Genomic DNA, 13,888 nt, shown 5'->3' on the forward strand with positions numbered 1-13,888 from the left:
GCCCAACTAAAAAGCTTAGTTGGGCATGCTCTAACTCGAAACTCAACAGGCCCTAAGATGCATTATATTGATGCACAAGCAATTCACCTTCTCTGCCAGTGGCGCTGTAATCATTCTTTGATAAACGGAAATAGCTCAACTGGGTGCGCATTTCATGGGCTTGCTCAGCCATTTGCCTCGCCGCTGCCATCGTTTCTTCGGTAATTGCAGAGTTTTCTTGAATAAGATCCGTTAGCCTTTGCACCACCAAATCCACTTCTTTAATGGCTTGTTGTTGCATTGAAGTCGACTCATTGATTTTAATAATGTTGTTATTTACATCGCTCACGGCTCCAACGATTTGTTGCAGCTTTTCACCGGAACTATTGGCAAGTTCAGTACCTTGCTCTACCTTTTGATTACTGTTTGAGATAATTTCTTTGATTTGCTTTGCAGAAGCGGCGCTACGCCCTGCCAGCTCTCGTACTTCGTTTGCAACGACTGCAAAGCCACGGCCATTTTCTCCCGCTCGTGCCGCTTCAACGGCAGCATTTAGTGCCAACAGGTTGGTTTGAAACGCAAGTCCATCAATCACCGATACAATCTCATTAATGTCTTTACTGGCTTTGTTCACTTCAATTATTGCAGCTACGGTTTGGGCAGATAAACTGCCTCCTTCTTTGGCTATGTTTTCTGCGTTTGTTGCTAGTCCTACGGCATCACCAGATTGGTTTGAAACTTTAGTGAGTTCATCTAACATATTGCCGGTGCTGGCACTGGCTTCTTCTAAGTTTGCTGCTTGCTCTTCTGTGCGTTGGCTGATTTCGGTGTTACTCGCCGCTATTTCACCGGCACTTTGAGCAACATAATTTGCTGCGGCTTGGATCCCTTCGATTACACTGGTGAGTTTTTTAATTGTGGTATTGGTGTCATTCTGAAGAGACTTAAACACGCCAAAATATTCACCCTTTACTTGGTTACTTAAGTCACCCTGAGCAACGTTAGCCAACACGCTGCTGACTTCGGAGATAGCCCCAGAGACCTGTAAAGTCGAACCATTTACATTCTCTTTAAGTTGTTGCAGTTGACCTTGTAGTGGCAACTCTATTTTTTGACTAAAGTCTCCTTCGGACATTGCGCCCATTACGCTGCCGAGTTCTTCAATGACTTGATTGAGGTTCTCGACTGAACGGTTGATATCACTTTTGAGATTATCGAGCTGTCCAGACATCGCAGATTGAATGGTGCGATCAAATCGACCATGGCTAATAGCCATCATCACCATAGAGATTTCCGAGATAGCAACATCAACGGCGGTCACAGAAGCATTGATATTATCTTTAAGTTGCGCGAGCTGACCCGTTGCAGCTACGTCCACTTGTTGTTTAAAGTCGCCGTTGCTGACGCCAGCCATCACAGTGCCTATTTCTTTCATTACTCTGTCTAGGTTTGCCATGCTGGAGTTGATATCTTGTTTTAAGGTATCTAATTGGCCTGCGAGTGGAGCATCGAGTTGCGCAGAAAAGTCGCCTTGGCGTAGTGCAGACATAATCGTGCTGATACCGTCAATCGCACTGCTAAGGCTGCGTACGGAATTATTTACCGAATCTTTAAGTTGCGCTAATTTTCCTTTAGCGGGCACGGTGACTTGTTCCTTAAAGTTACCTTGTTCAATATTGGTCATCACATGAACAATACCGTTCATAGTCGAATTAATCGATGCCAAAGAATCGTTAATATTATTTTTGAGCTTTTCTAAATCGCCAGACATGGGGGCATTAAGTTTGGTATCGAAGCGACCATTTGCCATATCAATGGAAATTTCATTCAGCTCAGAAATCGCTCGACTTAACGTATTGGCACAGTGGTTAGTGGCTTCTTTTAGGGTTTCTAGCTCGCCCCGGCACGGTACTTTGATGCGGTCGTCAAACTTGCCCGAGGCCATTTGATTCATGACGCGATTAGCCTCTGTAATAGAAAGCTGTAAGGCATCCAGTAGTGAATTAAATGCCTGTGCACTGTTGCCTATTTCATCGTGGCTACGAATGGGCGCTCGCAATGAAAAGTTGCCTTCCTGTTCAACTGATTTCATGGTTTCTACCAACTCGTGAACAGGTTTGGTAAGCGTTTTTGAGAACCAGTAGGCGACGATCAGTACTAATACTATAGTGACCGCTAAAATAATCATCAGGTATTGAGAGAGCGAGGTAATAGAAGCAAATGCTTCCGCTTCGTCAATTTCGGCAAGCAGTGCCCAACGGGTATTAAAAACTTCCACTGGTGTATAAGCAGACAACACGGCTTCGCCGTTGTAGTCTTCAATAACCTGTTGTCCAGATTGATTATTTAATGCTTGAGAGACTGCAAGCGTGGCTACCTTGCCGCGTTCAGGGTATCGAAATGAATTCACCACGGAATGATGTTGTGGATCTAAGAATGAGTCTGAACGCATCAAACCCTCGGGGCCGACGAGGTAGGTTTCACCACTTTCTCCTAAGCCTTCACGCTCGGTCATAATGGCATTGATGGCATCAATAGATAGCTGTGCAGCTACAATTGCAACGGTTTGGCCATTCACGACGATAGGTTTGGCGATAAAACTAGCGGGTGCATTATAGGAGGGGAGATATTGTTTGTAGTCTGCAAAAGCGCTGATTGTCGGATCCGTTGAGTCCTTCAGTTCTCGATAAAGAGAAGCTAGATTACTATTGGCATAGGGACCCGATTCCAGTGATGTAGCAAAATCAACTTCTTTAAATACAGAATAGACAACATTTCCATTACTTGGATCGATGATAAAGATATCGTAAAACTCATAAATGTCGGCGATATTGAGCATATATGGATGGTAACTGCGGTGTGCAAGGTCATAACTATCTAAGTGACCGGTTTCAATAAATTTGTACTTTTCACCAACTGGGTAGGGGTTGCTTGCTAAGTAACGTGTTTGCAGCGCAAGCCCAGACTCTGAAATGTTACCAATTAGCCTTGCTGTGCTCGTATCTTCGGGGTTTTCTTGATTGAATTTAGGTACGAACACTTCATCATAAAATCGCGATAATTTGGCATAGTTAATATCGGCCTGAGCGCTAGGAAAGCTGGTAATAAACTCTTGTGCAATCACAGGAAGTAATGGGTTTGCTGTAAAGGCATCGAGTTTATCCTCAACGGTCTTAAAGTAACGATTAACCGCGCTTTTTTTGATCTCACTAACGGCACCAAGTTGTGAATATACTTGCGCTGTCATGGCATTCGATGCGGTATTAAGTGCGATGGAAATAATTACTATCAACGGCACGAGCGCGACGATTAGAAATGCAAAAATCAGCTTTTTAGTTAAATTAAGAGAGTTAAAAAATTGCGAAAACCCAGACATAACCTAATTCCCTGTTGCTATGGAAGTACCTATAACAGCATAGAACAGTATTGATTAAGATCTAGACAAAAAATAAAAAACCCGGCTATCTAGATAGCCGGGCTTGTAAACTTAACGTTTCACGCTTCAATCGTGCTACGTATTAGTGCTTCCAATGATAGGTATGGGCCTTTTCTTCCATATACTCAGCAGTTGCTGGGTGCATTTGGGTTTGCGCGCCATTTTCGAAGAAGAAAGGCTGACGTTTATTGTCATAGTTGCCGATTTCATTCATGGTTGCCGCATCGTAGACACGGCCATTGATCACGGTGTAGGCAACTTTCTCTGAATCACGGATGTTAGACAGCACATCACCATCGATGATGGCAAGATCGGCGAGTTTTCCTTGTTCGATCGTACCAAGGTCACGGTCCATACCTAGATATCTTGCGCCGTCGATTGTACCGCTGCGAAGCGCCTGCCAAGGTGTAAAGCCGCCTTGTGCCATAGACCATAATTCCCAATGTGCGGCTAGACCTTCACGCTGGCCGTGAGCACCAATGTGCACAGTCACCCCCTTATCGCGAAGCTGTTTTGCGGTTTTGGCGACATTGATATGGTTATAGTGACGTTCAGGTGCTTTGCTTGGACGAATTGATCTTGGCTTTACCACATACTCAGGAACGAAGCTCATTAAGCGCTCGTTTTCCCACACATTCGTGTGTTGATACCAGTATTCTTCGCCAGAGATACCACCATAGGCAACAACAAAAGTTGGTGTAAAGCCAACATTTGTTTGTCCCCACATTTGTTCGATATCAGAGTAAATATTCGGGATCGGCAGGGCATGTTCAACACCGGTATGACCATCGACTATCATGTTCATGTTGTGTTGGAATTTTGAACCACCTTCAGGCACAACCATGATTTCCATGTTCTTCGCCGCTTCCAATACTTGCTGACGTGTCTCACGGCGAGGGTGGTTGTAACTCTTCACTGAAATAGCGCCAGCGTCTTTTAGGCGTTTAACGTGGAACTCTGCGTCTTCAAGGTTACTGATTGGTGTTTTATAACCCGGCGCGTGGCCAGCATATAAAATACGTCCAACAGAATAGGTACGTGGCGCGACCGTTAAACCCGTTCTTTGTAGTTCTGCCATAGAAAATACCTCGGCAGAGTTATTTGATGGATCATGGATAGTCGTTACACCAAAGCTAAGATTAGAATACTGATTCCAGTTTTGCTGTGGCTGTAGGTTATAGCTACCGTAACTGCCATGAGCGTGGGCATCGATAAGGCCTGGGATCACGGTTTTACCGCTAATATCCATCACTTTTGCTGTGCTAGGAACGTCTAGTTCACCTTGCTTACCGACTGCAACGATGCGATTCTCTTTAATTAGGATCACACCATTGTCGATGATTTCTTGTTCGTTCTCAGCGTTACGCATGGTCACTACTTTACCGCCAACTAGCGCAATCATACCTTCAGGCTTATCTGCTTTTTGCTCAAAACTCAAGTCGATGCCTTCAGCGGTTAGCTCATCGGTGTTGTCAGATGCACCATCGACGAAAGCGAAAGTGTCAGTCAGTTTGCGCTGATAAAGTGTGGGACCAAATGCCCAAGTTAGCGCGCTGCTGTCCGCTTTCCAATTTAGGAAATCACCAGAGTACTTTGATACTTGCTTAACTGGGAAAGCTTTCTCACCCTTGTTAATGGATAAGGTTTTACCTGTACTGGTAAAAGGTGCAACAAACGTATTGAAATGCTCGATAAACGCAACGTATTGACCATTTGGAGAGACTTTAAAGTCAAAGACGTAATCACCTTTGAAGTGGCTACGTTCTTCTTGACCATTGAGGTTAACACTTTTCAGTTCGCGATGTGTTTCATCACTCATGGTGGAGAAGTAAATGCGCTCAGAGTCTGCTCCAAAATGCGGATTGTCACCGCTTTTAATAATGCGTTTTGCCTCACCGCCGTTAGCATTAACTAGATAAATACCTGGATGCATTGACCAGTCACCGCTTAGCAAGTAGCCACCGGTTACCTTTTTAAATAGCACGTTTTTACCATTTGGTGAAAAGCTTGGTGAGATATAGTGACCAGGTTCTTGGGTGATCACTTTACCTTTACCACCGTTTGCAGATACAACACGTATTGCGCCTAAGTCTTTATCACTCCAAGTTGTGTAAACAATAGACTTGCCATCGCGAGAATAGCTTGGGTAGAACTCAAAGTGGTCGGTTTGCTTAGTGAGGCGTTTTACTTTGCCTGACGCAATGTCTTTTACGTAAAGGTAGCCAAGCGCTTGGAATAGTGCAGTTTCACCATCAGGAGAAATTTGCGACCAGCGTGCAAGTTTGACTTTAAAGGTGTCAGGCGCGACATCTACCGCAAAGCGTAGTGCCGGTGTGATTTGTTTTTCAGCGACAACGCGAGTAGGGATGACGTTGACCTCGTGCGATGCAATATTAACGCGGTTGAATACCCCTTTCGCCCAAAAAACGAGAGATTTACCATCCGGCGTGTAAGCAAAAGAAGGTGTGTTACCATGTGCGCCATTGGCTTCTTGTAAGTCGCGATCAAGGCCAGCATAAACACGAGTTTCGACGCCTGAGTGTAGATCTTTAATATATAAAGCACCGATCATTTCATTGCCGTTATCTTCGCGTTTAACAAACGCAATAGATTTACCATCAGGACTGATGGTTGGACGAATAGCACCGCCAGCACCACGGATCACGGTCTCTTCTTCACCGGTTGCTAAATCCCAACTACGAATTTCGAAAACAGCATCGAGCGAGTTTTTGTTATATTCCCAGCGCACACCAGAGGTCGCATCAACGGAGTAATAGATTTTCTTGCCATCGTGAGAAAAAGCGGGTTCTGCAACGTTCTTTTGCGATTTTGCACCATGTAGACGCTCACGGACCAGCACGCCTTTACCACCGCTGATGTGATACATACGAATAGAGCCACCTGGGATGGTACGCCCCGTTACTTGACCTTGCTTAACTGCAATGTATTGACCATCAGGCGACCATGCAGGGTTGTGAACAATATTATTCACTTCTTTTGACACCTGACGCAGGTTTTGGCCATCTACGTCCATCACCCACAGATTATCGCCACCTGCGCGGTCAGAGATAAATGCGATGTGTTTACCATCAGGCGAAAACTTAGGTTGAATGTTCCAGCCCATGTCGGATGTTAAGGCTGTTGCTTTACCACCGCCAATTGGCATGATGTAAAGGTCGCCAAGCATATCAAAGACGATGCTTTTACCATCAGGACTAACATCTAAGTTACTCCATGTGGTTTCGTTGGTATCGATGGTGATGGTTTGCTTTTCACCTGGTGGGTTGAGCACATCCCAGCCTTTGGTTGATTTCTCTTCTGTTTGCGTGGCTGTCACGGCATCATCAGCGCTGGCTGGCTGAGCCAAACCAATCACAGCAGCACCAATAGCAATGGCTAATGGTGATTTAAAAAATGACATAGATGTTCCCTTAATTTTATAGTTATTGCCCAAGGCGAGCGGTTTGCCTCGGTTAAATTAGCGTTAATATAAATGCTCACTAAGCATGAACAAGTTTTATTATGATGTCGAACAACATGCGTTTAATGACGCTTAACCCATTGCCTCTTTACGAACGAAGTGGAGATATGCCGCGAGACTGTCTTGCCATAGCGTCATGGCTTCTGTGAGCTCATCATGGCAAGATTTGCCATCCAATAAGCGGCGCTCTGCTTTTTTCAAGTTTGAGCCATAGCGATTAAATCCAAGTTGTAAGGCGGTGCTGGCTTGACGATGAAGCTGTCTGATACATTGATCTTCATCTTGCTCTAATAGCTGCTGAATATGAATGAGTTTATTACGAGCCGACAACACAAACTCGTTGTAAATCGAAGAGACTTCATCTTCACTAAATCCAGATTTTAGGGCGTTTACAGCCGTTTCATCGTACAGGATATCGGGCAATTCCACGCTCACATTGGCTTTTTTAGGAGACTGAGACTCGCTGAGCGCTTGGCGTAATTTTTCTTGCTTTATCGGTTTACCAACAATATCGCGAATGCCGAGTGCCAAGTATTCTTTTACCTCGTCTGGGCTGAGGCTAGCAGTAAAGGCTAGGAAAGGGGTTCGTTTGTTTTTATGCTCACAGTTTTGTAGCTGCTTTAATACTTCTTGCCCGGAAAGATCGGGTAAGTTCATGTCTAATAACACCACATCGAAATGATGCTGTATTAGCATCTCTATGGCGCTTTTACCATTGGTTGCCAATTTAACCTTATGCTCATCTTCTGCCATAAACTCAATAGCGATTTTTTGGTTGAGATCTAGGTCTTCTACCAACAGCACTTTTAGACCCGTGATACAGTTATCGTGTTGCGGACGCTGCTCCACTAAGCTCAGTTCACCAATGTTTAGCAGTAAATCAAAACTAAATGTACTGCCTTTGTTAAGCTCACTTTGGATATCCAGCTGTGAATTCAGACGGTTGAGTAGACGACTGGTAATGGCAAGCCCCAAACCTGTGCCACCCTTAACTTTACCGGCACTACTTTGTACGTAAGGCTCGGTCAGCTTATTAATATCTTCACTATCAATACCTGGACCTGAGTCAGTGATACTAAAACGCACTTTATGCTCAATTTGTTGGTCTTTTAAAATCTCAACTTTGAGTTTTACTTCTCCTTTATCGGTGAACTTAATGGCATTACCAACAAGGTTGATAAGAATTTGTCTCAGCTTTTGTTGGTCAAAGTAATAACACACCTGATCGGGTAGTTCGTACACCAATTCAAAGTGCAGCTTCTTTTGCTCCGCAAGCGGACTTAACAATAAGCAAAGGTTTTGTAGCCAACTTCTAAGCTCAACGTCCTCTTCGTACAAGGCTTCATCACTTTGCTCCAAACTGGCGTAGTCTAGTACTTTATCAATCAGTAAGTTTAGCGATTCAGCCGAGTTTACGATAGCCTCACAGTAGGCCTTGTTGCGACTATCTCTGGTGCGTCCCAATACCAGTTGGGCGCTGCCCAAGATACCGTTAAGCGGAGTGCGTATCTCATGACTGATCGTTGATAAAAACATACCGCGCAGTTCAAGGTCTTGTTGTGCCTTTAATGCCAGTTTATTTAGGTTTTGTTCTCTTTGCTCGTTACATAGCAGCGCCATGCCCGTGGCATAAAAAATAGGGGCAAGGACGCCATTAAAAAAGATAGTGATGGTAAACCAATTTTCTTTGAAAAGTGTGAAATGTGTAACATCTCCCATCAACAAAGTTCTACCGCTAAATATCACCAATATAATCAGTAAAATGGTGATATAGACTATGCTGCCGTTAGGGTATTTCTTTCTTGCAAAGCGGCTAAAAAAATAGAGTAGCAGTGTCGCTTCTGCTAAGTGCTGTAAGTCCGAGATAAGGATCCTATCTCTCAAGTTTGGAGAGAAAATACTGCTGTACATCAACAAAATGAAGAGCCCTGCAGTAACGCCGAGAAACACTTTAAAGGATGGGCCTTTAACCCCTAAAAATTGCCTTATCGCCATGCAGTGGATAATGGAAGCCGCAAACAGCAAGGTATTAGCAATGGGAATAGTTTCCCAGTTGTCAAAATAGCCGTGCAATGCAAAGGAAGAAATCGCACAGAGCAAAACCAAAGGGTAAAAAATATAGAGCAGCGTTCCGGGTGTGCTTTTATTTGCTCGCCACGTTAAAAAGGTAAGGAGCGCCATCATTGCCGTCATGACGAGACTAGTTAGGTAGAGGGTTTTTGGGTCGAGCATGTACCTAAGGCTGCTTTCAGTTGCGAAAAAACTTAGCATAGAGGTATTCGCCAAGGCAGTAAAGCCTGTATGAAGCTGAAGCCTCGATATCTCGATGTCAGCGCTGTCTTTCACCCGCCAACTTGCGTCAGCAGGTTAAAGACAGATGAAGCTTAGCGGATCTCGTCAGGAATATTCTGCTGAGCCCACGAAAGGAGTTCGATACGGTTACGACATTTGGTTTTACGAAATGCACTGTACAAATGCGTTTTCACCGTATGTGGACTGATATTTAGCTCTTCAGCGATCTCTTTGTTTTTCGCACCTTTACTCATCAGCGCGATAATTGCTTTTTCTCGCTTAGTGAGTTTCACAGGTTCGATATCACCTTCGGTTAGTTTATGTAATGCATCTTTATTAAATTGCAGCATGCGATTTAACACATTACACATCACGTCACGGCGATACCACAGTTGATCTTCAAGCAACAAACGGATCCCTTTCATTAGCACGTCGGCATTATCAGTCGTGTAGAATACACCACGAATACCACTTAGCAGCGCACGATTGGCCAGCTCCGGATTTTCATCTAAGTTGAATAGTACGATATCGCATTTGACTTTGAGGTTGACTAGTTGTTCTTTTAATTTACCCCAAGAATCGTTCACTGCGGTTTCGATGAAAAGTAATCGAGTGCCTTCAGGCACATCTGAGATATCAGTTCCAGTCGTAACATCCAACCCTTGGGTTTTTAACAAAGGTTGTAACACATTGATACCAATGGTGTTAACCGGTTCTTTATCTAATAACAAAAAAGCACTACTGCTCATTTTAGGACACACTCTAATTTTTCCGATTTCTCAATGCTAACATGGGATTCAGACCTTTTGTATTAGAATTTTTAGTACAAGATAGAGAAATCCGCTATATAACAAAGTGAAATAATAACTCGAAATTATGTACAGAATATGTATTTAGATGTAATTTGTTGAAATAAGTAAGCTTTTAACGATTTTCGTTAATAACTTACTCATTTACATTGCTTAACAGAGAATAATCTAAACTGGTACTTTTTTCGTATTTTGATAAGGCGGCCAGCCCATTTCTTTTCCAGCTAATACATGTAGATGAAGATGATATACGGTTTGACCACCGTGATCATTACAGTTCATCACTACGCGATAACCATCTTCTGCAAAGCCGTGCTCTTTCGCTAATTTGGCTGCAACAACATATAAATGACCAACAAGATGAGCATTTTCTTCCGTCACGTCATTGATGGTCGCAATTGCTGTTTTAGGAATAACTAAGACGTGAAATGGTGCTTGTGGATTAATATCTCTAAACGCGAGTGCTTGTTCATCTTCGTAAACGATGTCTGCAGGGATTTCTCGATTAATAATTTTGGTAAAAATAGTTTCTGAACTCATGGTCCTTCCTTATCTGGCATATTGAATTGCTCTAGCATAGCTAACTCTCAAGGAGACTCAATAGATTTGATGCGTTATCCCACTGCGCATCAATTAAAAGGGTAGAGATATAAGCAGGTATGCAGTAATCTCATCAAGGTATAATGATTTGGTACTCACGAAGGAGTGAATAGATGCGCTTAAAATATACGCTTGCGACCGCTGTTTTACTGTTGTCACCGCTTTCACAGGCTGCGTTGCTAAGTTTTCCTGAAGAAATTATTCCCTTGCAAGTTGATGATAAAACCATTGAACACTCATTCTTCTCCAAAGTGCGAGAGTTGGACTTAGCCAAAGGGGAGTATGCGGTCAAAATGCGTTACACCGACTTGTATGAAGTGGGCTATGACGACCACGAAACCATAGAGTCGAAGCCATTCTGGGCGAAAGTAAGTATCGATCAAGACGGCGAGTATCAGGTTGAATTTAACCGTCCTGACAATGTGGTTGCGGCAAAGGCATTTGCAGATCAGCCATTGATTATGTTGCAAGCACCCAATGAATCGTTAGCGACAACATTGGTAGTGACACAAGAAAGACCAAGAGTAACGACAGCGATGGTAAGTGAGCCATCAACACCCACTGCACCACGTTATTCAACGCCAAGCACTGCCACACGAGCCGTTACGCCAACACCTGTGGCGCCTAAGTCAGCACATCCAGATGTGGTTGGCATGCTGGACTATTGGTGGCAACAAGCAACCCCAGAACAAAAACGGTTGTTTTTGGAAAAAATAAAGGGCAATTAAGCCCTTTATCTGAATAAGTCTTAATGTGATCTGTTAGTCTTTATTAACGAGATTCAATCAAATTGGACCGTTGTGTATGTGCCGGAAACGAACCCGCAGGCGTAACTCGTTTTTCGCCTATAACAAGCTAGAAAATTTTGCTCAAAGGGCTAACAACACCTTTTGCGCCTAGCTGTATAACATGAGTATATATTTGCGTTGTCTTTACATCGGAATGACCAAGTTGAGCCTGCACGGTTCTGATATCTGCACCACTTTGTAGTAAATGAGTAGCAAATGAATGTCTAAAAGTGTGGTGCGTTATAGGTTTTGTTATTTGTGCTTTTTTGGCTGCCTCTTTAACCGCTTTTCTTACTCCTGTTTAATTATTTGCTTATACAGAAAAGATAATGCATTTAACGCTGTCGCTTGTTTTTTAGGCGACACATTACGTTTAAGTACAAGGTAGTTGAGATATTCGACAACCTCGTTATCGCCCATTGAAGCTGGGTGACGCTTATCATGAAAATGAATATAGGAAGAAATCCACTTAAGATATGTATCAACGGTTCTGAGCGAATATTGCTTAGTCAGCATAAACTCGGCGATGTGGTTTAAAAATGGTGAACGAGTTCTCATTGAGTTAGCTCTAAAAAGTAACTGTATTTATATACAGTATTGGCGTGTTTCTCCTATAGTCAAGAAAACGACTCACTGGGTCGTTCTTATCCTTTTCATAATTTCTATAATGATTAAAAATATATCTGTAGCAACAAGTTAGTTATTGTGATAAAGCTGGTACAATGAGAATAATGACCCATAACTCGGTAGAAAAACGACCCATTGGGTCGATATTAAATTGTTAGGTTTTATGAGCATCAGTCAGTTTTATTATATCGGCAATAAGCAGAATTTGTTCTTTGGAGTATTTTCTCTTTCTTTGATTGGCTATATTTTTTATACCGTGGGGCTACCTAATGTAGATATTACTTTTTGGTCGGTAGTTGGGTATTCTTTTTACGTTACCTTTATGCTTCTGTTTGCTTGGTTAGCTTATTTTTCTTTTAAAACATACTTCAAGTTACGTGGTCATAAACGTGTAATCACTATTAGTGATAGCTCTATAACCTTTCCAGAGTTAGGCAATTCCTTGAAAATTATTGAGCTTAAATTTTCTGAAATTACAGATATTTACTTCGCAGAGGGAAGACACGGAATTCCTAGTAATTTAATCATTAAATATGGGGATGGTGGTCACGCATATATAGCTAAGGATTATTTAAAATTTGAGGATTTTGAGGCAATTTGTAGCTTTTTTAAAAAAGCCCTAAAAATAAAACAGATAAGTGTAAAATAAAACCTAGCAAGCGCATCAAAAATGACGTCTAAAGCTTGGTTGGCGCTCATTCTTCGCTAATTTTAGCCAAGCATTATCCGCATTTTATGCGGGCGTTATGCAAATCTAATATAGTTCATCAAAATTAGAAGGAAATAGAGTGAGTAAAGATACAAAACCGTTTGATCTTTGGAACTGGGTAAAAGCCATATGTACGGTTATCATTACTTTAGTTTTTGGGATCAAGGTCTATCAGACACCTATAGCTTTGACTGTCGATTTCCCAACGTTATTGTCATTGCTACTGGGTTTTTTTTCTGTTGCTTTAGCCGCTTTATTCTATTTTAAAGCAACAGAAACAAGTAATCAGTTTTATGACAATACTTACAAGTTTACAAAACAGATTGCCGAGCTATTGGTAAAAATGGAAAGTGGATTTGGAGAAAAGCTCAATAAGCTAGACGAAGGTTATGCTTCAATGAGGGATTATATCCAAAGCCCAAACAATAACTATTCAAGTACTAGCATTGAAACAACTAAAACTCAGATCGAAGAAGAACAAAAGGAAATTCAAAAGGTCATAGAAGAGCGGAATCAAATTGTGCGTGATTTGCTATCTAAATCTCAACTACAAGAAGAAGAAAAATTAAAGATATCCACTTCCCTAGAAGACAAAGAAAAAGAACTTAATCAAGCTCATGAGGATATAGCTAAAATGAAAAAGCGCCTATTTGCAGAGCGAATGAAAGTTAGAAACCTTAGAGAGCACAAGCTAGGTGAACTTAACACTGGTGCTATTGAGTTTACGGAACAACATGTACTTAGGGTGCTTGGAGGTGAGGATATTCTGAATCTAACTAATGGAGGTATTTTCAGAAGGTTTAATGCGGTTTCTGATGACCTTCCTCGTGCTTACATCAGAGATCTTGAATCAGTTGGTCATTTCGATGGTGGTCTTACAAGTAGTGGGATTAAGCTAATCAGAGATTTAGCAGAAAAAAGATTTGCATAACAAAGCATTTAAGAGTGATTTGCAACGCGTGGCATTTTTGCTATGCGTTGCGTTTAGTGTTTAAGGTGGTATGCGGAAGCTTTGGTATTGCGTTGCTCACACCTTATTACGGCGTTGAGGCTGTAGAATTACTCTTTTCAGGTACTGGATTCTTGGTTTTGGATTGACTGTTTCTTAACCTTGAATCGAGTTGGTTACTGTGATCTAATAGATATTATTCACCCACGGTAATCTGT

At 42.3% G+C, this 13,888-nt stretch carries 8 protein-coding genes and 1 pseudogene; 3 read left to right on the top strand and 6 right to left on the bottom strand.

Going from position 1 to position 13,888, the window contains the following annotated elements; genetic code table 11:
- Positions 1-52: 52 nt before the first annotated feature.
- The 5 genes from NH462_RS21155 to NH462_RS21175 form a co-directional block, all read right to left on the bottom strand.
- Complete coding sequence (locus NH462_RS21155; protein ID WP_253107683.1) at positions 53-3,355, bottom strand: methyl-accepting chemotaxis protein; 3,303 nt, start codon at positions 3,353-3,355, stop codon at positions 53-55.
- 142 nt (positions 3,356-3,497) lie between these two features.
- Positions 3,498-6,836, bottom strand: coding sequence for an amidohydrolase family protein (locus tag NH462_RS21160; RefSeq protein WP_253107684.1), 3,339 nt, complete (start codon positions 6,834-6,836; stop codon positions 3,498-3,500).
- A gap of 132 nt (positions 6,837-6,968) precedes the next feature.
- Positions 6,969-9,128 (bottom strand): ATP-binding protein, encoded by a 2,160-nt coding sequence (locus NH462_RS21165; RefSeq protein ID WP_253107691.1) that lies wholly within the window; start codon positions 9,126-9,128, stop codon positions 6,969-6,971.
- Between the two features lie 152 nt (positions 9,129-9,280).
- Positions 9,281-9,937 (bottom strand): response regulator transcription factor, encoded by a 657-nt coding sequence (locus tag NH462_RS21170; protein WP_010376437.1) that lies wholly within the window; start codon positions 9,935-9,937, stop codon positions 9,281-9,283.
- A 228-nt stretch (positions 9,938-10,165) separates the two neighbouring features.
- Positions 10,166-10,537, bottom strand: a complete 372-nt coding sequence (locus NH462_RS21175) for a histidine triad nucleotide-binding protein (protein WP_010376435.1) — start codon at positions 10,535-10,537, stop codon at positions 10,166-10,168.
- Positions 10,538-10,710: 173 nt separating this feature from the next.
- Between NH462_RS21175 and NH462_RS21180 the strand changes: the two genes are divergently transcribed.
- Positions 10,711-11,325, top strand: coding sequence for a DUF2057 domain-containing protein (locus tag NH462_RS21180; RefSeq protein ID WP_253107685.1), 615 nt, complete (start codon positions 10,711-10,713; stop codon positions 11,323-11,325).
- Positions 11,326-11,452: 127 nt separating this feature from the next.
- Here NH462_RS21180 and NH462_RS22950 read toward each other — a convergent pair.
- Positions 11,453-11,943 (bottom strand): annotated as a pseudogene (locus NH462_RS22950) (phage integrase N-terminal SAM-like domain-containing protein).
- A 232-nt stretch (positions 11,944-12,175) separates the two neighbouring features.
- On the opposite strand from NH462_RS22950, the gene NH462_RS21195 reads away from it, so the two are divergent.
- Entirely contained in the window at positions 12,176-12,661 is a 486-nt protein-coding gene (locus NH462_RS21195; protein WP_253107687.1) for a hypothetical protein, read from the top strand.
- Between the two features lie 139 nt (positions 12,662-12,800).
- On the top strand, positions 12,801-13,652 hold the full coding sequence (locus NH462_RS21200; protein ID WP_253107688.1) for a hypothetical protein: 852 nt from the start codon (positions 12,801-12,803) through the stop codon (positions 13,650-13,652).
- Positions 13,653-13,888: the final 236 nt, after the last annotated feature.

The sequence above is a fragment of the Pseudoalteromonas sp. OANN1 genome, assembly GCF_024124685.1.
Lineage (GTDB): Bacteria > Pseudomonadota > Gammaproteobacteria > Enterobacterales > Alteromonadaceae > Pseudoalteromonas > Pseudoalteromonas piscicida.

Coding starts and splice junctions, on each gene's coding strand:
- NH462_RS21155 (WP_253107683.1), bottom strand. CDS start 3,355: ATGTCTGGGTTTTCGCAATTTTTTAACTCTCTTAATTTAACTAAAAAG.
- NH462_RS21160 (WP_253107684.1), bottom strand. CDS start 6,836: ATGTCATTTTTTAAATCACCATTAGCCATTGCTATTGGTGCTGCTGTG.
- NH462_RS21165 (WP_253107691.1), bottom strand. CDS start 9,128: ATGCTCGACCCAAAAACCCTCTACCTAACTAGTCTCGTCATGACGGCA.
- NH462_RS21170 (WP_010376437.1), bottom strand. CDS start 9,937: ATGAGCAGTAGTGCTTTTTTGTTATTAGATAAAGAACCGGTTAACACC.
- NH462_RS21175 (WP_010376435.1), bottom strand. CDS start 10,537: ATGAGTTCAGAAACTATTTTTACCAAAATTATTAATCGAGAAATCCCT.
- NH462_RS21180 (WP_253107685.1), top strand. CDS start 10,711: ATGCGCTTAAAATATACGCTTGCGACCGCTGTTTTACTGTTGTCACCG.
- NH462_RS21195 (WP_253107687.1), top strand. CDS start 12,176: ATGAGCATCAGTCAGTTTTATTATATCGGCAATAAGCAGAATTTGTTC.